Source organism: Clostridium sp. (assembly GCF_050717635.1).
Lineage (GTDB): Bacteria > Bacillota > Clostridia > Clostridiales > Clostridiaceae > Clostridium_AD.
Genome location: NZ_JBOITO010000010.1, coordinates 103,657 through 124,784 on the forward strand (window position 1 = coordinate 103,657; position 21,128 = coordinate 124,784).

At 31.6% G+C, this 21,128-nt stretch carries 16 protein-coding genes and 1 other annotated feature; of the genes, 5 read left to right on the forward strand and 11 right to left on the reverse strand.

Annotation, left to right across the window (positions count from 1 at the left end):
• Positions 1 to 17: 17 nt before the first annotated feature.
• Together ACREWB_RS05165 and ACREWB_RS05170 are read right to left on the reverse strand one after the other, a co-directional pair.
• A complete protein-coding gene (locus tag ACREWB_RS05165) occupies positions 18 to 1,742 on the reverse strand; it encodes a phospho-sugar mutase (RefSeq protein ID WP_431546422.1) in 1,725 nt (574 codons plus the stop codon).
• 550 nt (positions 1,743 to 2,292) lie between these two features.
• A complete protein-coding gene (locus ACREWB_RS05170; protein ID WP_431546423.1) occupies positions 2,293 to 3,288 on the reverse strand; it encodes a serine hydrolase in 996 nt (331 codons plus the stop codon).
• Positions 3,289 to 3,555: 267 nt separating this feature from the next.
• Between ACREWB_RS05170 and ACREWB_RS05175 the strand changes: the two genes are divergently transcribed.
• Both ACREWB_RS05175 and ACREWB_RS05180 read left to right on the forward strand, forming a co-directional pair.
• On the forward strand, positions 3,556 to 4,467 hold the full coding sequence (locus ACREWB_RS05175; protein ID WP_431546424.1) for a transposase: 912 nt from the start codon (positions 3,556 to 3,558) through the stop codon (positions 4,465 to 4,467).
• A gap of 294 nt (positions 4,468 to 4,761) precedes the next feature.
• Positions 4,762 to 4,980, forward strand: coding sequence for a DUF1450 domain-containing protein (locus tag ACREWB_RS05180; protein ID WP_431546425.1), 219 nt, complete (start codon positions 4,762 to 4,764; stop codon positions 4,978 to 4,980).
• Between the two features lie 136 nt (positions 4,981 to 5,116).
• Here the strand turns inward: ACREWB_RS05180 and ACREWB_RS05185 are convergent, their stop codons facing one another.
• From ACREWB_RS05185 to ACREWB_RS05195, 3 genes are all read right to left on the reverse strand, one after another.
• Positions 5,117 to 6,187 (reverse strand): C40 family peptidase, encoded by a 1,071-nt coding sequence (locus ACREWB_RS05185; protein ID WP_431546426.1) that lies wholly within the window; start codon positions 6,185 to 6,187, stop codon positions 5,117 to 5,119.
• Positions 6,188 to 6,232: 45 nt separating this feature from the next.
• A complete protein-coding gene (locus ACREWB_RS05190; protein WP_503417243.1) occupies positions 6,233 to 6,463 on the reverse strand; it encodes a DUF6465 family protein in 231 nt (76 codons plus the stop codon).
• A gap of 278 nt (positions 6,464 to 6,741) precedes the next feature.
• Positions 6,742 to 8,880, reverse strand: coding sequence for a sensor domain-containing protein (locus ACREWB_RS05195; RefSeq protein ID WP_431546428.1), 2,139 nt, complete (start codon positions 8,878 to 8,880; stop codon positions 6,742 to 6,744).
• A 222-nt stretch (positions 8,881 to 9,102) separates the two neighbouring features.
• Positions 9,103 to 9,306, forward strand: a binding site (T-box leader).
• A gap of 61 nt (positions 9,307 to 9,367) precedes the next feature.
• Between ACREWB_RS05195 and thrS the strand changes: the two genes are divergently transcribed.
• On the forward strand, positions 9,368 to 11,305 hold the full coding sequence (gene thrS, locus ACREWB_RS05200) for a threonine--tRNA ligase (protein WP_431546429.1): 1,938 nt from the start codon (positions 9,368 to 9,370) through the stop codon (positions 11,303 to 11,305).
• A gap of 39 nt (positions 11,306 to 11,344) precedes the next feature.
• Here thrS and ACREWB_RS05205 read toward each other — a convergent pair whose 3' ends face one another.
• Positions 11,345 to 13,003 (reverse strand): glutamine--tRNA ligase/YqeY domain fusion protein, encoded by a 1,659-nt coding sequence (locus tag ACREWB_RS05205; protein WP_431546430.1) that lies wholly within the window; start codon positions 13,001 to 13,003, stop codon positions 11,345 to 11,347.
• Between the two features lie 235 nt (positions 13,004 to 13,238).
• Between ACREWB_RS05205 and ACREWB_RS05210 the strand changes: the two genes are divergently transcribed.
• Entirely contained in the window at positions 13,239 to 13,502 is a 264-nt protein-coding gene (locus tag ACREWB_RS05210) for an HPr family phosphocarrier protein (protein WP_431546431.1), read from the forward strand.
• A gap of 147 nt (positions 13,503 to 13,649) precedes the next feature.
• Positions 13,650 to 14,933 carry an MFS transporter gene (locus ACREWB_RS05215; RefSeq protein WP_431546432.1) on the forward strand — a complete coding sequence of 428 codons (1,284 nt, stop codon included), beginning with the start codon at positions 13,650 to 13,652 and terminating at the stop codon, positions 14,931 to 14,933.
• A gap of 83 nt (positions 14,934 to 15,016) precedes the next feature.
• Here the strand turns inward: ACREWB_RS05215 and ACREWB_RS05220 are convergent, their stop codons facing one another.
• The 5 genes from ACREWB_RS05220 to phnW form a co-directional block, all read right to left on the reverse strand.
• Positions 15,017 to 16,228, reverse strand: a complete 1,212-nt coding sequence (locus tag ACREWB_RS05220; RefSeq protein WP_431546433.1) for an EAL and HDOD domain-containing protein — start codon at positions 16,226 to 16,228, stop codon at positions 15,017 to 15,019.
• A gap of 178 nt (positions 16,229 to 16,406) precedes the next feature.
• Complete coding sequence (locus ACREWB_RS05225) at positions 16,407 to 16,601, reverse strand: aspartyl-phosphate phosphatase Spo0E family protein (RefSeq protein ID WP_431546434.1); 195 nt, start codon at positions 16,599 to 16,601, stop codon at positions 16,407 to 16,409.
• 276 nt (positions 16,602 to 16,877) lie between these two features.
• The gene (locus ACREWB_RS05230; protein WP_431546435.1) at positions 16,878 to 18,560 is read right to left on the reverse strand and encodes a ribonuclease J; all 1,683 of its coding nucleotides are present in this window, start codon (positions 18,558 to 18,560) and stop codon (positions 16,878 to 16,880) included.
• Positions 18,561 to 19,202: 642 nt separating this feature from the next.
• Positions 19,203 to 20,024 (reverse strand): phosphonoacetaldehyde hydrolase, encoded by an 822-nt coding sequence (gene phnX, locus ACREWB_RS05235; RefSeq protein ID WP_431546436.1) that lies wholly within the window; start codon positions 20,022 to 20,024, stop codon positions 19,203 to 19,205.
• A complete protein-coding gene (phnW, locus tag ACREWB_RS05240) occupies positions 20,017 to 21,117 on the reverse strand; it encodes a 2-aminoethylphosphonate--pyruvate transaminase (RefSeq protein WP_431546437.1) in 1,101 nt (366 codons plus the stop codon). The genes phnX and phnW overlap by 8 nt, the downstream gene beginning before the upstream one ends.
• Positions 21,118 to 21,128 lie beyond the last annotated feature (11 nt).

The following is a 21,128-nucleotide window of genomic DNA, read 5'->3' on the forward strand; positions in this document are numbered from 1 at the left end:
CATGAATCCCTTTTATATTATTTCGTGCTTTGAAGTTTCTCTATTATTATTTCCTTCATCTCTACTAATTTTGTTTCTGCCGCCTCTAAAGTTTTTCCCTTAGAGTACATGTATATCTTAATTTTTGGTTCTGTACCAGATGGTCTTACAGCATACCAACTTTCATCGTCAAAATAGAATTTAAGTACATTAGATACTGGAATTCCACTACTTTCCTCTGTGCCATTTATTATGTCGTAAGATTTCTCTATGTCATAATCTATATATTTAGTAAGCTTTGCAGTGCCTAAAGTCTTTGGATTATCTTTTCTGTATTCTTCCATCATCCTAGAAATTCTTTTTTGCCCTTCTATGCCTTCTAAAACTATAGATATTAGGTTTTCTCTATAATATCCAAACTCTTCATATATTCCATTTAATACTTCTATTAGAGTCTTTTCTTGTTTTTTATAATAACCAGCAGCTTCACATAAAAGCATAGAAGCTATTACTGCATCTTTATCACGAACGAAAGTTCCTGCAACATAGCCGATACTTTCTTCATATCCAAATACAAATTCATAGCTATTGTCTTTTTTAAAATCGTTTACTTTTCCACAAATATTTTTAAATCCTGTTAGTACATCAAAAGTTTCTACACCATATTTTTTTCCTATAGCTCTACCTAGATCCCCTGTTACTATGGATTTTACTATAGCAGCATTTTTGGGAAGTGTGCCTTTTTCCTTCATTCCTTCTATGACATATTTTATTAATATAGCTCCTGTTTGATTACCGTTAAAGGCAACATATTCACCATTTTTATCTCTAACCATTATGGCAAGTCTATCACAATCTGGATCTGTAGCTATTAATAATTCTGCCCCTTCTTTTTTCCCAAGAGCCTGTGCATATTTAAATGCTTTTACATCCTCTGGGTTTGGATATCCAACTGTAGTAAAGTCTGGATCTGGATTTTCTTGCTCAGGTACTACTATTATATTAGTAAAGCCTCTTTCCTTAAGAACACGCCTTACAGGCATATTTCCTGTACCATTTAATGGGGTATATACAATTTTTATATCTTTATCTATATCATCTCTTAAGCTAAGTCCTTTAACTTTCTCCATATACTCTTGATCCATGGCTTTTCCAAGCATTACTATTAATCCTTTTTCCTTTGCTTCGTTCATATCCATAAGTTTTATAGCACTAAAATCTGTAATTGTTTGAATTTTATCAGTTATGCCCTTTGATATAGATGATAATATTTGAGCACCATCTTCCCAGTATACCTTGTAACCGTTGTATTCTTTAGGGTTATGACTAGCAGTTACTACAATTCCAGAAGCACAATTTAGCGTCCTTACTGCATAGGATAATTCTGGAGTAGGTCTTAATTCTTCAAATAAATAAGCCTTAACTCCGTTTGCCGCTAAAACCTGAGCTGCTGTTTTTGCAAATTTTTCTGAGAAATGTCTGCAATCATAGGCTATGGCTACGCCTCTATCCATATATTCTTTCCCATATTCTTTAATGTAATCTGCAAGTCCTTGAGTTGCTCTTGATATAATATATATGTTCATCCTATTAAGTCCCGCACCTAATTTTCCCCTTAGTCCTGCAGTTCCAAACTCTAAGTCCATGTAGAATCTATCTTGAATTTCCTTATCATCCTCTGATATTGACCTTAATTCTTCTCTGGTCTTTTCATCAAAGTATTCATTGTTTAACCATTCTTCGTATTTTTTCATATAAGTCATTTTATCTCACGCCTTTCCATGTTTTATTATTATTATACATTATTTCCTATGTATTTGAAATGATTAAATACATTTTGATGGATAAATTCCATATATTTGGACCGAAATCTATTTGTATATGGTTGTAGCAACTTTAATTTTCGAGCATATAATATATTATGCTTCACTACCGACACAAGAGATTGGCATTCCTCCTAATTTATTTTTGTGAGTATATTTTATAATTTTTTTTTTATTATTTATATGCCTATCTCATGTCATTAGTGAAGTTGTTCTAATAGATTTTTGTTTTAACAAATTTATCGATTTGTTAAAACGAGGGTCTTTGTTTTTTTGATAATTTAACGCAACTTTTATGGGGACGGTTAACAACTTTTTACCTTAAACCGTAAAAATTGTTAACCGCCCTTAACTTTTTTGCCTGTCCCCCTCACCCTTTAATGCTGTTTAGTTGTTAACCGTCCCTAGACTAGACCTATAGACCTATAGACTAGAAAATGCCTAAGTATATTGATATACTTAGGCATTTTTGTTCTTTAAGGAAACTATACTATTTTTTTTGTGCCTCGTATATCACTTTAGATACTTGTGCAATACTTTCGTGTGCATCTACCACATTTTTTGTAAAAACTACAAGAATATAAGGTTTATCATTGTATACAATGGCCATATCATTTACATATTCATCATAGTCCCCAATTTTATGAGCTACAATTTCATTTGGAATATATTTGTCTATCCTATCATGATACTCTGTTTTTTTCATAGTTTCAATTAAACCACTGTAGTATTCATTCTCGTCTGGGTTTATATATAATCTTTCTAATATCTTAAAAGATTCCATCGGTGTGGTGTAATTCCCTTTATGCTCTATAGAATGTCCCGTAATTTTTTCAAGATAATCATATCTATTTTCATTTCCCACTTTTCTTAAAAGCATATTTATGGCTATATTATCTGAATACCGTATTGAATAGTCACTTAATTTCTGTATGGCAATAGGTTTACTTAAATCCGTTCCTTGAAGCATCCCCGCACCACCTTCAAAATCTGATTTTTTGTATTTTAATTTTTCATCAATATCAATTTTTTTATGCTGTATCATATCGTACATAAGCATATTTATAGGTACTTTTATCGTACTGGCGGCTACAAACTGTTTGTCCCCATTTATGCTAATGAACTTCTTAGAATTTATGTCGTAGTAAACAATTCCAATTTTTTTTATATCTTCACCTACGAAAGTTCTAATTGATTTTTCTATATCATCTAGCTTACGTTGATTTTTTAGCTCTTCATCTATCTTACTTTGCCTAGCTACTAATAACTTCTGATATTCAGCTTTAGCCTTAGCCTCAACTTTAGCTTGTGCTTCAACTTTAGCTGCAGCTGTTCTAGCTTCCCTTTGAGATGTCCCTTCAATATTAGCAGAGGTATATATCGTAGGAACGCTTACACTGGCAACCGCCTGCTGCTTACTAATGAAAAGTGTCGCAAAGAAAACCATTACTATTGCTAGCAAAAGTATAATATCCTTATCTTCCATCTAAATCACTCCCCCTAAAATCCTATTACTAATATTCTATTATTTCTGTTTTATTTTAATTACAATTTCCAAATTTATTCTTATAGTTACATTATACCTTACATTACCTTAAAATTTCTGTTTTTTTTATTTTATCGAAAAATAGTTATGGAAAAGCTGGGGACGGTTAACAATTAATTGGATTAAACTATCATCTAAAAACATGAATAACATCTGAAATCATAGGCAAGAATTTAAATAAAAGTTTATGAAAAGGGGTAATAATTCATGGCAAGAAAAGCAAGATTAAAAGCGAGCGATGCTATATTTCATATTATGTGCAAAAGTATAACCGAGGTAGATTTATTCAGAGATTGCGAAGATAAGAACAAGTATTTAACTCTACTTAAGAAATATAAAGTTATCTATAATATTAAAGTTTATGGTTACTGTCTTATGGATAACCATGCACATCTACTGATCGATGCTAACGGCGCAGATATATCAAAAGTCATGCATGGAATAAATTTTTCTTATGCAATGTACTTTAACAAAAAATATAAAAGGCACGGGCCTCTTTTTAAAGATAGATTTAAGAGCCTAATAGTTGATAATGACAAATACCTTAGAACTGTATCATTATATATACATAATAATCCTACAGATATTGGTGAATTCAAAGATTGTCCTGAAGAATATGCTTTTTCTAGCTTAGGAATATACACTGGAAAAAGAAAAGACGCTTTCAGAGTAGTTGATTACGACTTTGTTATGAGCTTTTTTGGTAATGATCTTAAAAAAGCAAGAAAAAATTACTGCAACCGTATTTTAGGATGCACCGATGAAAAACAAATAGAAAAAATTGAATTTGAAGATGAAACAACGGAATATAAAAGTGAAAGGAAAATACTTTTACGAAACTTTAAAAGTAAGGACATAATAAATTTCATAGCGAATAAGATGGGTATACCAAAGGTTGTTCTTCATATGAAACATAACAGAAAGCTCGTAAAATCAAGAGCATTAGCTGTTGTCCTAATGAGATGCCTCTGCAATTTCAAATCCAGCGATATCTGCAGTATACTTGGAAACATTACACAGGCTAGAACATCAAAATTATGCACTATTGGTGTGGACTTAATTATATCAGACAAAAAATATGAAAATATTATTTCTGAGTTTATCGAAAGTTACTCTTAAAAAGCTTATTATTAATTTCTTTTATCTATAAGTAACAGTTACAAATAAAAATTTTATAATTATTACTTATTTGTTTTTTATTCAATAAAAAAGGACAAGCCTCTATAATTACAGATGCTTGTCCTTTTAAACCAATAAAAAATTAAAACAAGAGATAAATAGATGTAAAACCTAATGCAAAGGGATAACCTCTACTTAAAGTCTAATATTCACTAAGGATAAAACAATTGTTAACCGTCCCCAAGCATTTTCGCCTTCCCTCTAGCATAAAGTAATTATTGAGGAGTTGATAATGTGAAAGTTAAATTTTGCGAAAAAAACAAAGGGAAAGATGCTGTCATTGCTATGATAACTGAAACTCATCCAAATATAAAAATATCCACTAAAAAATGTCTTGGAAAATGCCGCAGGTGTAAGTCTCACACTATTGCTCTGGTAGATAAAAAGATTTTAGTTGGTACGGATGAAGAAAATTTATATGATATGATAATCAGTAAATTATTAATCTCTTAGGTGGGCATTAGGAGTATTTCAATAAAGTGCAACAATTGTTAACCGTCCCTATCATTTTCAACAATTGTTAACCGTCCCTATCATTTTCAACAAAGTATATATATTATATAAAGTTCATCCGCGATATATATACTTTTTATCTTACTCGTCTGCCTATTACATAATCCCGTCTTGTCATAGATGAAATCTTTATTACGTCTCCTGTATGAGGAGAATGAATGTACTTATTATCTCCAATATAAATACCAGTATGTTTAGGATTACTTGAACCCCCAAAGAAAACTAAATCTCCAGGTTGAAGATTATCTATAGATACTCCTACACCACTTCTTACCTGATCACCAGTGCTTCTTCCTATTGATATTCCAAAATGCCTGTACACATATTGTGTGAATCCTGAACAATCAAAACCTGTTGAAGGTGATGTCCCAGCCCATAAATATGGTGTGCCAAGGAAATCTGCTGCATAGGATACTACAGCGTTTTGTGACACATTAGTCGCGCCTCTTGAAGGTGAAATGTCTCCCATGACATTTATGTTTGACATGCCTATATTTAATGACACGTAAGAGTTACTTATCTCAGCTAGAAGAATATTTTTCTTGCTGTTTAGCTGAGTTATTAATTTTTTTTGTGCCTCTCTAGCGAGAATTATTTTATTTAACTTTTCCTTATTTTCAACTTGCAAACTAAGTAGTGCTTCTTTCGTCCTATTTAAACTTTGTTGCTTTTCATTTAACTTAATTTTAGTAGCTTTTAATTTATTCGTTACTTCTTTATCAAAATTCATAATAATTTTTACATTTTCTACTCTTGATACAAAATCACCAATGGTCTCTGCACTGAGAATCATCTCGGCATAGCCATCGAAACCATTCATATACATAGTTCTTATTCTGCTATTAAACAATTTTTCTTGACTTGTTTCGCTAATTTCAACCTTCTCAATATCTACTATGGCTATTTTAATCGCCTTTTCTGTTAAAGATATTTCGGCCTTATTTTCTTCCGTTTTAGTCATATTAATTCCAATCTCGTTATCTAATTGTTCTATTTTGCTTTCTACTTTATCCCTTTCAGTTTGAACTTTCGTTAGTTGATCCTTCTGCTGTTGTAACATTCCACTAGTTGGAACTGCTAGTGCTGTTACATTTAAAGTGAGCATCAAAGTTATCACAACTGCCAGATTCTTTAGGACATTTCTCATTTTTACATCTCCTTCGTTTTGCAAGATTCATAAGTAATCTAGCCCTTAAGCAGTTAATTCAAATTTGCCCGAAACATTTTCATTAATAACATAGTAGCACTTATTTTCTTCTATTTTCACATATATCTCCATTGATTTTATATCCTTTTGAAGTTGTCCACCTTGCCTCCATATTTTCTTAACCTTTTGCTCTAAATCTTTAAAAATTACTTCCCTCCCATTAAATTGTATAATTTTATTTGATTTCATGTGAATCTTCCCCCTTTTATTTGTTATTTACTTAATATTACATTTATGTACTATTATAGCATAAATATATTTTATTGAACATATACTTTAGTAATTTATATATTTTTATTATTTTTCTATAAGCAGAAAGCTGTGATTTTAAAAATCACAGCTTTCTGCTTTTTTATTTAATTATGTTTTTTTAAACACTAAGGGGACGGTTAACAACTTTTCCGCCTAAAGCTAAAAGCTTATGCTCGTCCCCCACACTTTTTAAGTCAGTTAGTTGTTAACCGTCCCCCAGACTTTCCCCAGACTTTAGCCGATTAGTTGTTAACCGTCCCCAATTGTTGTTGACTCCACTTACTTTTTAAAAATTTCTCCTCAATTTCAGCGCTTGGAAGAGGTTTACTGTAATAATAGCCTTGTATTTGGTTGCAGCCCATACTTTGCAATAGTTCAATTTGTTCCTTGGATTCCGCGCCTTCTGCAATAACATCCAATCCAATTTTCTGTGCAAGTTGTATTATTCCATCTACAATGGCTCTTTCTCTTTCATTTGTAACTATGTTGTCAATAAAAGACTTGTCTATTTTAAGGGTGTTTATAGGCAATTGCTTTAAATAACTAAGAGAAGAATATCCCGTTCCAAAATCATCTAAGGCAATGTTTATACCTAAGTCTCTTATGACAGTAAGAAGTTTTACGCTTTTTTCAAAATCTTTCACCAAAATGCTTTCTGTAATTTCTAGCTCCACAAATCTTGGATTAACATTTGTTTCAGCTATAAGTTTTTTTAGAGTTTCTTCAAATTTATCATTCTCAAGTTGAATTGACGATAGATTTATTGCAATAGTATCATATACGTAGCCTTTATTTTTCCATGCATTATTTTGAAGATACACAGTTTTTATAATCCATTCACCCATAGGAATTATTAATCCACTTTGCTCTGCAATAGGTATAAACTCTACTGGAGATACTTTCCCAAGTTCAGGACTTTCCCATCTTAAAAGTGCCTCAAATCCTTTTATTTTATTGTTTATAATATCTATCTGTGGTTGATAATATATTTCAAGCTCGTTTCTTTCTAATGCACGTCTTAGACCTTTTTCTATTTCTACACGTCTTACTACAGCCTCACTCATACATTTGTCAAAATAACAATATTTGGATTTTCCATTGTATTTAGAATTATACATGGCAGTATCAGCACTTCGTAGCAGTGCTGAGCTAGTCTTGCCATCTTGTGGAAACACTGCAATACCAATACTTGCTGCAGAATATACATGCTTACTATCTATATTAATTCCACAGTTTAGTAAACTTTGTATTTTTCTACAAAGCTCACTAATAGATGCGTAATCCTGAACATCCTTCATTAAAATAAAAAATTCATCCCCTCCAACTCTTGAAACAAGATCGCCTTCTTTAATAGATGCTTTAATGGTTATTGCAACTTTTTTTAATAATTCATCCCCATAATCATGGCCTAAAGTATCATTAATTTCTTTAAAATTATCTAAATCGATAAATAATACAGCCATTTTAGTTTCTTTAAATTTAGCTTTTATAATCTCACTTTTAAGAGTATTAACAAAAAGTCTTCTATTTGGTATACCTGTTAATATATCATAATACTCCAACTTATTAATTTTTTCCTCAGAGTCCTTTAGTACAGATATATCAGTAAGGGATCCTGAAATTTTAGTTGCAATACCTTTTTTATTTCTTAGGCACTTACCTCTAATTAAAATCCACTTTTTCTCTCCGGCATTAGACCTAATTTTTATTTTACTTTGGTAATATAAGGTCTTTCCATTAATGTGATTTTCAAAATCACTTATTGCAATTTCTTTGTCGTCTTCAATTACTAAATTTATTAGATCATCTAATGAATTTATAGTGTTGTTATCATATCCAGTAATTTTCCCGAATTTGTCAGATAAAAACAATTCTTTAGTTATAAGGTCAACTTCCCAAATGGTATCATTGGACCCTTCCAAAGCTAATTTATATCTTTCTTCACTTTTTTCAATCATTGCTTGTTTTTCATTAAGTTCATCATACTGTGCCCTTAACTCCTCTTCTGCAGCTATTAACTGCTCATAAGTAGCTTGTATTTCCTCATAATTCTCTTTTGATTTATGAGACCACATCTTATTTTTTTTGCTAAACTCATTGACTAAATAATATATTATAACAGATGAAATAAGTACATATCCCCAACCTTTAACTTTTTGTATATGCTGCACTAAAAATTTTCCTTTAATTACCATATTTAAAATCCTATCTGAAAATAATACCCAAAGTCCAGCACTTAAAGCATATCCAGCAGTTACCTTAATTGGCATTATTTTAAGTCCCATTTCATTAGGGAATAACGAATCATCATTTAATATTTCAGCTTTACTTGTTAAGTCTTTTCTTGCAGTTTTGTTTAAGTCTATTTTTTTGTCATTCACCTCGAGCCCTCCTATTTAGAAAATTCATGTAACTTTTACATAGTACTTTTAATTATCGTATAAACTTTAGTTTTATTAATAGTTTTTTACAATTTATTTTATTTTTAGCTAATTTTCTTTTTAATATAATATACTTCTATGCTAATTAAACTATTCTTAGTTGCTCTATTAATGACCTTGACATTTTTACCCCAGGTGCTATAATTAATGTAAATATAATACTTAAATACTATGAAGAGAAAAGTAAGTTACCATACATTTACAGAGAGAGAATACTATTGCTGTAAGTATTCTTAAATGCAGTTAGCTGAAAACTACCTCTGAGTGGCTTTAATAAAGCCCGGTAATTCCGTTATAATTATTAAGTGGTTTATTTTTATAAACAATTTGGGTGGAACCGCGGGAAATTATAATCTCGTCCCTTTTCTATAACTAGAATTGGGATGGGGTTTTTTGTTTTGTAAAAAATTTGAAAGGAGCAATATAAATGATAAATATCACACTAAAAGATGGTTCAATGAAAGCTTATGAGTCTGGAATAACTGTATTTGAAATTGCGAGAGATATTAGTGAGGGCCTTGCAAGAGTGGCCTGTGCTGGCATGATGAACGATAAAACTGTAGATTTACGTTTAAAAATCACTGAGGATTGCGAACTTAGTATATTAACTTTTGATAGTGAGGAAGGTCAAAAGGCCTTTAGACATACCGCTTGTCACATTTTGGCTCAAGCAGTAAAAAGATTGTTTCCTGCTACTAAACTTGCTATTGGACCCGCTATAGATGGAGGTTTCTACTACGATTTTGATAAACAGGGTTCTTTCTCTGCTGAAGAAATTATAAAAATAGAAGACGAAATGAAGAAGATTGTTAAATCAGATCTTGCCATAGAAAGATTTGAACTTCCAAGATCTGAAGCTATAGCTTTTATGGCAAATAAAGATGAAAGTTTCAAAGTGGCATTGATTGAAGATTTACCAATGGATGCGATTATCTCCTTCTATAAACATGGTGAGTTTACAGATCTTTGTGCAGGACCACATTTGATGTCTACAAAGTATATTAAAGCTTTTAAACTTACTCAAGTTGCAGGAGCTTATTGGAGAGGTAGCGAGAAAAACAAAATGCTCAGTCGTATATACGGGACTGCCTTTACAAAAAAATCTGATTTAGATGCTCATTTAGAAAGAGTGGAAGATGCTAAAAAAAGAGACCATAACAAGCTTGGACGCGAATTGAAATTCTTTACAACATCAGATGTTATAGGTCAAGGATTACCACTACTTATGCCTAATGGCGCAAGGGTAATTCAGTTACTTGAACGTTTTGTTGAAGATGAGGAAGAAAAAAGAGGATATGTTATTACTAAGACTCCTCTTATGGCTAAAAGCGATTTATATAAAATGTCTGGTCACTGGGATCATTATAAAGATGGAATGTTTGTCCTTGGTGATGAATCTAAAGACGAGGAAGTTATGGCACTTCGCCCAATGACATGTCCATTCCAATTTACAATTTATAATGCAGATCAAAAGAGTTATCGCGATCTTCCAATTAGATATGCAGAAACTTCAACACTTTTCAGAAATGAATCTTCAGGTGAAATGCATGGTCTTATGAGAGTTCGTCAGTTCACTATTTCAGAGGGTCATTTAGTTGTTAGACCTGATCAATTAGAAGACGAATTTAAAGGTGTTATAAATTTAATTAACTATATAATGGTAACACTCGGAATTGAAAATGATATCACTTACAGATTCTCTAAATGGGATCCAAATGATAGTGATAAATATATTGATAACCCAGAAGCTTGGGCAGAAACTGAAACTAAGATGGAAGATATGTTAAACCATTTAGGTATAAAGTATAAAACAGCCGTTGGTGAAGCAGCTTTCTACGGCCCTAAGCTTGACCTTCAATTCAAAAATGTTCATGGTAAAGAGGATACTATAATTACTGTACAAATTGACTTCTCATTACCAGAAAGATTTGACATGACTTATATTGATAGTGATGGTTCTAAAAAACGTCCATATGTTATCCATAGAACTTCTATTGGTTGCTACGAGAGAACACTCGCAATGCTCATAGAAAAATATGCTGGTGCTTTCCCAACTTGGCTTGCACCAATGCAAGTTAAGGTATTGCCTATTTCCGAAAAATTCCATGATTATGCGGACACTGTAGTAGCAAAACTTAAAGCAGCTAACATTAGAACTTCAGGAGATTTCAGAGCAGAAAAAATTGGATACAAGATTCGTGAAGCTCGTAATGAAAGAGTTCCATACCTACTAATAGTAGGAGAAAAAGAAGCAGAGCTTAATGAAGTTTCTGTTAGAAGTCGTAAAAATGGTGATGAAGGTGCAACTCCACTAGAATCCTTTATTAAAGCAATTAAAGAAGATATAGAAACTAGGCAGTTATAAAAATAAACGCCAGTACAAAATTTTGTACTGGCGTTTATTTTATTTTAAAATTTTAAATGAACTCTTTAAGGATACTATTCTGTTAAAAACTAGTTTCCCCTCAGTAGTGTATCTAGAATCTACATTGAAATAACCATGTCTAAAGAATTGGAATTTATCCTGTGGTTTTGAATCCTTCATACTTGGCTCTATAAATCCTTGCAAAACCTCTATAGAATTAGGATTTATTTGATCTAAGAAAGTTTTTCCTTCTTCTTGTGCTTCGTCTAATATTAATGGTTCAAATAATCTAAATTCTGCTGGCAATGCATTTATTGCGTCTACCCAGTGAATTGTTCCTTTGACTTTTCTTCCAGTAAATCCACTACCACTCTTAGTTTCTTTATCATAAGTACAGTGTATTTCAGATACATTTCCCTCAGAATCTTTAATAAGATCAGTACATTTGATAAAGTATGCTCCCTTAAGTCTTACCTCATTTCCAGGAAACAATCTAAAATATTTCTTTGGTGGGATTTCCATGAAGTCTTCTTGTTCTATATATATTTCTCTTGAGAATGACACTTGACGAGTTCCCATTGATGCATCATCTTGATTATTTTCAATTTCAAGCATTTCAACTTGAGCTTCTGGGTAATTCGTAATAATCACCTTAAGTGGCCTTAAAATTGCCATAGTTCTACGCGTTTTTGGGCTTAAATCTTCTCTTATAAAGTGTTCTAACATTTGTTCATCTACTGTACTGTTAGCTTTTGCCACTCCTATTTCTCTACAAAAATTGCGTATAGCTTCTGCAGTGTATCCTCGACGTCTAAGTCCTGCTATAGTTGGCATACGGGGGTCATCCCAAGCATCTACAATTCCATTATCTACTAATTGCTTAAGGTTTCTTTTACTCATTACAGTATTTGTGATATTTAATCTTGCAAATTCTATTTGCCTTGGTTTATGTTCCATTTCACAATTGTTTACAACCCAATCATATAATGGCCTATGATCTTCAAATTCTAAGGTACAAATTGAATGTGTAATTCCTTCAATTGCATCTTCTATTGGATGTGCATAATCATACATTGGATAAATGCACCATTTATCACCTGTATTGTGGTGGACTGCATGAGATATACGATAAATTATTGGATCTCTCATATTTATATTCGGAGAGTTCATATCAATTTTAGCTCTCAGAACCTTTTGTCCATCGAGAAATTCACCTTTTCTCATGCGGTCAAATAGATCTAAGTTTTCTTCCACAGTTCTGTTTTTGTATGGGCTCTCTTTACCCGGTTCTCTTAAAGTGCCTCTGTACTCTTTCATCTCCTCAGCTGTTAAATCACAAACATAAGCTTTATTATTCTTTATTAATAATACTGCACGTTCATACATTTCTTGAAAATAATTTGATGCAAAAAATAAATCATCCCACTTATAACCAAGCCATTTTATATCTTCTTCTATGGAATTAACGTATTCTTTATCTTCCTTAGCTGGGTTTGTATCATCAAAACGTAAGTTTGTCTTACCCTTAAATTCATCTGCAAGTTCGAAGCTCAAAATAATTGCTTTCGCATGCCCAATATGCAAATATCCGTTTGGTTCTGGTGGAAATCTAGTAACAATTTTCTTATGTTTTCCTGTTTCTAAATCTTCTACAACAATATTTCTTATAAAGTTTGATGAATTAGTTTTATTTTCCATGCTTGTCACCTTCCTCTTAGTCTAGATTACGTGTGATATCTATATTATAAGTAATCTATCTCACTTGTTAGTTTTGTCTATATTCTATTAAATATATCACAAAAATGGATTTATTTCAATAATTTTGCGTGGTGCCACCCACGTGGCAAGTGGCATCTTAACTTGCCACTTGCCACGTGGGTGGCACCAATGGTATACTAATTATTAAATAAATACATTTTAGGAGGTTTTAATAATGGAAATTATCGTTAAAATATTAAACGAACAAGGACTACATGCAAGACCCGCTTCCATATTTGTAAAAACAGCAAATAAGTTCAAGTCAACTATTAGTATATTACACGGCGATGATGTGGCTAATGCAAAATCAATAATAAACATAATGAGCTTAGGTTTATCAAAAGATGAAGAAATTAAAATTGTTGCAGAAGGTGCTGACGAAGAAGCAGCTATTGAGGCTTTAAAAGTTCTTGTAGAAAGTAAATTCGGCGAAGTATAAGAATAAACCTTTTAAAAACAGAGTAGGCTAAACACTATTTAAGTTTAGCCTACTCTGTTTTTTTTAAAATAAATCATTCCAATTATTAGTAATGTTCACTATAATATGTATATAGCTAGTAAATATTTTATAAGAGGAGTGATAAAATTGAAACATAAAAAATTCTCAATATTGCCTATATTTTTTACAGTGTTTTTAGACATGTTAGGCCTTGGAATTATAATTCCCATATTACCTGCTGTTTTATTAGATCCAAGTTCTGCTGTCTTACCTTTTGCCTATAGTTTTTCAACAAGAACTCTAGTTTATGGGTTTTTAATAGCCTCCTATCCACTAGCTCAATTTTTCGGAGCTCCTATTTTAGGGACCTTAGCGGATCAAAAAGGAAGAAAAAAGCTATTAGTTATTTCCCTTTTCGGAACACTTATTGGTTATGTCCTATTTGCCCTTGGAATTATTTTTAGCAATATCTACCTTCTATTTATTGGTAGAATATTAGATGGATTTACGGGTGGTAACATCTCTATTGCACAATCAGCTATAGCTGATATTAGCACTGAAGAAACAAAATCTAGGAATTTCGGTCTTATTGGTATGGCTTTTGGTTTGGGGTTCATAATTGGACCTTACGTTGGTGGAAAGATTTCAGATCCTTCTATTGTAAGTTGGTTTACTTATGCTACACCATTTTGGCTTTCTGTTATTCTAACTTTAGCAAACATATTACTAGTTTTATGGAATTTTCCAGAAACCTTAGTTAAGGCAAGACAAGTGAAGGTAAGTGCCTTTACAGGTATTCGGAATATCCAAAAGGCTTTTACTTATAAGGATTTAAGAACTATGTTTTTAGTAGGCTTTCTTTTAACTGTAGGTTTTAATTTTTTCACTCAATTTTTTCAAGTATTTCTAATAGGTAAATTTCATTTTAACCAGTCAAAAATAGGTGATTTATTTGCTTATATGGGTCTATGGATTGCTTTGTCCCAAGGACTTTTCTTACGCCCCTTGTCTAAGAAATATAAACCCATGAGTATTTTAAGTGTTTCAATAATATTACTTTCCTTAACTTTTCCTATACTTTTATTACCAACTAAAGCTATTGGCATTTACCTTATTATACCTTTTATAGCTATATTTCAAGGACTAACTCAACCAAACAGTACAGCTATTATTTCTAATTTAGCAGATAGTGATAAACAAGGAGAAATCCTAGGCATAAACCAATCTATAATGTCACTTGCTCAAGCTATACCTCCAATTATTGCAGGCTTTATAACCTCTATAAGTTTAAATTTGCCTACAATATTTGCAGCTGGTAGTACACTGCTTGCCTGGCTTATATTTAGAATACTCTTTATTAAAGAACAAAAACTCAAGAATGCAGGGATTATAGATGATGCTATAGATATGGATATCCTTCCAAAAGAATAGAATTCTCTAAAAATAAAAGATGGAATAGTTTATTTAAAACCATTTCCATCTTTTTACATATTTACTTTTACCCATTGTAATCTTTAGGGCCTCAAACTCCTAGCATAATCAATAGCTTCATAGTATGCATCAGGTAAATAGTTTTCAACTAAATTAAGTTGCTTTGAAATTATTGATACTTCATCCCATTGTCCCTTTTCATATACTATAATTAAGTTGAATAATTTTGTATATTTATTATTATTAACTCCATTTAAAGTATTCTTTACTTCAAGTGGCAGTAAAAGTTCCTGAAGTATTTGCTTTAGTGGTCTATCTAAAAGTATATCTACCATAGATAACATCCCTATTAAAAAAGCATTAAAAGAGTTAATTTCCACACCTATTTTAATTGCAATTAATTCTGAAAACCTTGCTCTTGCCAAGGAATTTATAACTATAATTTCAGGTTTATCCTCACCTAGAGTTTGGAAGGCTACTAAATAAAGCCATTTTTTTATTTCTTTTTCTCCAATTAATGCCAATGCTTGATTTAATGATTTTATTTCACTTCTGAATCCATAATTTGCGGAATTTATTCTTTTTAATAGCTTAAAAGATAAAGACAAATCCTTTTTTATTAAGTTTTCTATACTATCTATATTACAGCTATCGCTGTTAATTTCTTTCAATAATTTAAGGTAAATAGCTTTGTTTTCTGATATTCTTTTACCTACAATAATTAAGGGCTTGCTAAAATAGTAGCCTTGGAAGTATGAATATCCATATTTAACAGCTTCGTTGAAATCCTCAATAGTTTCTACTTTTTCTGCAAGAAACTTTATATCTTCCGAGTTAACTTTTTCCATTACTTTTTTTCGTTCATATCCTTTAGTTATTTGAAAATCAACTTTAATAATATCAGCCAGTTCTATAAGTTTTGCATATTTACTAGAATAAACAAAATCGTCTAAAGCTATTGTATATCCTTGTGCTTTAAGTTTTCTACAGAGCCCTAATATTTCCTCAGTAGGCTCTATATCCTCTAATATTTCAATTATTACTGATTTCGGTGATAACACTGTAAAAATATCTGATTTTAATATATTTTTAGTAAAGTTAATAAAAGCTTTTTTCTGCCCCGTCACATTTTCAATCCCAATATTTACAAAACAATTTTTTATAACTTCAATTGTTGCTGAATCACCATCTTCACTTTGATATCTATTTTTTTCACTATTTCTAAATAGTAGCTCATATCCAAATAATCTATTGTATCTATCAAGAATTGGTTGTCTCGCTAAAAAAACATCCACATTTTTCCTCCTAAGCAAGCATATTTATTTGTCATTATGTTAATAATATATTAAATTACTTCTTTTTACAACAAAGTACTAATATTTACTAACATATCTAATTATAACAATCATATTTACTACTTGCAACTAGCCACTTGCCATGTGGGCGCACCCAAAAAGCATGGGTGCGCACCTATTAAGCTGTTTTTCTCATATATTCAACGATTAATCCGTCCAATTCTCTACTTATATTCAGTTTTTTCACATCAACTTCAATGTCTGCATCTGCCTCTTCATCTGTACAACATATTTCATTTAAAACGGCTCTTAAATCATTTATACAATTTTCTAAATGCTCTATTGTATTATTACCAAGATTTAATTTATCCATACACACCTCGCCTCTCAAATATATTTAATCTTTGTATATTTATTATACATAAATTTACACTAAATTGCAATATTTTATGTAAAATTTGCGTTATTTTTATTTTTATTTTTAATATAAATAAACATTCCATTCAAATAGGCTTATGTTGCGATTTGTTTTTTTTGATAGAGCAATTTAAAGAAGAATATATGCCATTTGCCATGGGGGGACACTCAAAAGTATGGGTGGCACCAAGAAAAAGCATGTATCATTACGATACATGCTTTTTCTGTATTATTATATTTCCATTATTATTGGTATAATTATAGGTCTTCTCTTAGTTTTCACATATAAAAACTGAGATAGTGAATTTCTAATACAAGTTTTTATTACTGCCCATTCTTTAACTTTATTATCTAAACATTGCTCAAGCTCTTTTCTAACAATGTCCCTAGCTTCGTTAATAAGTTCATTAGATTCTTTCATATACACAAAACCCCTAGTTATTATGTCCGGTCCTGCGAGTATACTATAAGACTCTCTTTCTATAGTAACGACTACAGTAAGAATACCCTCTTCAGCTAAATGTTTTCTATCTCTAAGTACAATGTTACCAACGTCCCCTACTCCAAGACCATCTACCATTATAGCTCCTGTTTGTACTCTTCCTGCTAGTTTGCATTCACTTGGAGATACTTCTAATATTTGTCCAGTTTCTCCTATGAAAATTCTTTCTGGATCCATTCCTAATTTTTCTGCAAGTTGTGCGTGTTGTTTTAAATGTCTATACTCACCATGTACTGGCATGAAGTATTTAGGACGAATCAAGGTATGCATTAGTTTTAATTCCTCTTGACAAGCATGCCCAGAAACGTGAATTTCTTCTGTAGTATTATAAATTACTTCAGCACCCTTTTTAAATAGTTCATTTATAACCTTGTATATGAACTTTTCATTTCCTGGGATAGGTGATGCAGATATAATAATAAAATCATCTTTTTGTATTTCAATACTTCTATGTGTTCCCGTTGCCATTCTTGTGAGAGCAGCTAGTGGTTCACCTTGGCTACCAGTGGTTACTATGGTTACTTTGTCATCAGGGTAATTATGAAGCTCTGCCACTGTAATTATAAATTCTGGTGGTATATGCAAATATCCAAGTTCCATAGCTACTGCCGAAATTCTTTCCATACTTCTTCCACTGAACGCCATTTTTCTTCCGTGCATAACTGAAGAATTCGCAATCTGTTGTATCCTATGGATATTTGATGCGAAGGATGCTACTATTACTCGACCTTTAGCCTTGTAAAATAGTTTATTTAGTGATTCTCCAATTACTTTTTCAGATATTGTAAATCCAGTTCGTTCTACGTTAGTACTGTCCATCATTAGTAGAAGAACTCCTTGGCCACCTAATTTTGCAAATCTTTCTAAATCTATAACTTCTCCATCAATTGGAGTGTAATCTATTTTAAAGTCACCAGTGTGTACAACTCTGCCAATAGGTGTGTGTACAACAATAGCACATGCATCTGCTATACTATGACCAACTCTTACAAACTCTACACTTAGCTTATCAAGTTTTATAATATCACCAGCATTTACTACGTTAAGTGTACAATCTGATATAATTCCATGTTCTTGCAATTTATTTTCTACAAGCCCTAGTGTTAACTTTGTTCCGTACACTGGAATATTAATTTGTTTTAATACGTAAGGTAATGCTCCTATATGATCTTCATGACCATGAGTTAAAAAGATTCCTTTTACTTTATCCCTATTCTCTAGGAGATAATTCACATCAGGAATAACTAAATCCACTCCATACATATCTGCATCTGGAAATGCAATTCCACAATCTATAATAATAATTTCGTCTTTGTATTCTACTACAGTAATGTTTTTCCCAATTTCTCCAAGTCCACCTAGTGGGATAATTCTGATTTTATTTTTGCCTTTACCTTTGTAATTATTATTCAATATTTTCCTCCCTTATTTGTTTCCCTTGCTTTAGTTTATTCATGAATTCTACTAGCTCATTTTTTTACTCACCAGTGACGTCAAAATTAAAAGCCGGTATTTTTCTTACTTCGATGATTTGTAAGTAGTCGCTTCATTTACTTGAAAATATGTTACAACTTCACTTACTGTCATAGTCTTCTCGACGTTAACGTTTCCACTTTTCCTTTCTTTTTAATATTTTAATAGATTTATATTTCAAAGTGTTGCCTTTTTAGTAAACATCACTCTTTTTATTTAACTTATTATTTATCTATGCCGCTAAGGCTCCTAATAATTATCTAATTATGAAATATATACTCATTTTAAATTATGGTCTGTAGTTCTGCTTATCATCTTCTAAACCCTTCATTGTGCTCAAAGCTACAATGCACCCACAGGATAAAAGTTGTATAATTCTACAAATATAAATCCAATAATCTTGTTTTACCCAATATTTTTTTACTAATCAAATATAATTATACCATAATATGAATAATTATATCCGGTTTTAACTAAAATAAGGTTAAGAATATATTTCCTAACCTTAACCACTCTATAAATAACACACTTTATATATTTAAACTAAATTCTATATCTCCACCAAAAACACTAAAAACAATATCAATCTCGTAGTGCATTAGGCCTTATACCCTTTGAAATAAGCCTATTTATTTCTTGGATTAACTGTGGGAGTTCACTCATTGTCTTAATAGTAAAATCTGCTCCAACACCTAAAAAACACTTTTCAGTATTTTTAATAGCTTCATTTTTTTCATTTTCTGAAAGATTAGTAAATTCCTCAAAACTAAGGCCCATCTCAGAACTTCCAACAACGACGCCTACAGACCATACTCCAGCATTTATTCCTTCTTTTATGTCTGCTACAGTATCGCCTACCTTTATTACTTTAAAGGTGGCTGATAGTTTTAAAGCTTCTATATTTTTAAATATCATGTAGGGATAAGGTCTACCAAAAGAACCAGTAGAATCAGGAGTTATCCAAAAATCCGGCTCATAGCCTTTTTCTTTTGCCTCTTTTACTACTATTCCCATCATGGAGTCTGTGTAACCTGTAGTCGATCCAATCTTTAATCCGCCTTCTCTTAACCTTCTAACTGTATCTATAACCTCTGGCAAGGGATCTGTATATTTTGAAAGCGACGCCATAAGCAGTGGTTCGAAATTTGAATATAATAAATCTACATCACTTTCGTCAAAATCTTTACCATATATCTCTATCCATAGACTTCTAATTCTTGGCATTGTAAGCATTGCTTTTATATGTTCTCTTTTAAGTATTCCCATAGGGATTCTTGTTTCCTCCATAGTAACTTCTAAACCTTTTTCTTTAAATATCTCAATAAATACATTTACTGGTGCAAAACATCCAAAATCAACGGTAGTTCCTGCCCAGTCGAATATTACTCCCTCTAACTTATTCATTTTCACTACCTCCCTTTATATAATCTTTAATAATACTGCATATTTCTTCTATATCCCCTTCATATATTTCGCCAATATTGCCAATTCTAAAGGTCTCCACATCTGTTAATTTGCCTGGGTATATGACAAATCCCCTTTGCTTTAGATACTTATAAAAACTATTGAAACTAAATTCACTGTTTGGGAAAAGAAAGGTTGTTATTATAGGTGATTGAACGTTTTCTTCTATATATGAGTTAATTCCAATTTCTTTAAGTCTTTTTATAAGAAGACGGTTATTCGACCTATAACGATTATATCTAGCTTGGACTCCACCCTCTTTTAATAACTCATCAATAGCCACTGAAAAAGCTGCCACTACATGAGTTGGCGATGTAAATCTCCATTTGCCTTCTTTATTCATTTTTTCTTCCTGATCATATAAGTCTAAACATAAACTTTTAGAGTTCCCCATGCATTTAGATAATTTTTCAATGTTAGCAATTATAAAACAGAAACCCGGTACCCCTTGAATACACTTATTAGCACTACTTATTAAATAGTCTATACCTAAATTTGAAACATTTATTGGAATTCCACCAAAGCTACTCATTGCGTCAATTATTAGTGACTTACCATACTCCTTAGATATCTCAGATATTTCTTCAAGAGGATTTAATATACCTGTAGTAGTTTCTAGGTGCACCATAATTATATGTGTTATATCACAATGCTTATCTAGAATATCTCTCACTTTATTCATTTCCGGTAAGCTATCATATGGACAACTGTAAATTTCATAATTAATACCTATATATTTTGCCATAGTTACAATTCTTTCACCATAAGATCCATTTGTAATTATTAAGCATTTATCATTTTTAGAAATAGCCGTAGTTAATACAGACTCCACACCAAAACTTCCGCTACCTTGCATTAACACTGCAGTATATAACTCCGGTGAACATCCTGCTAACTGTAGAAGCTCAGTTCTGATTTTTTGTGTTACTTTATTATAATCATCATCCCAAGTACAGCGGTCAAGGAGCATTTCTTGCTTTACTGTACTTGTAGTTGTCAGCGGTCCTGGTGTTAAAAGTTTATAGTTATTCATAAATCCATCCC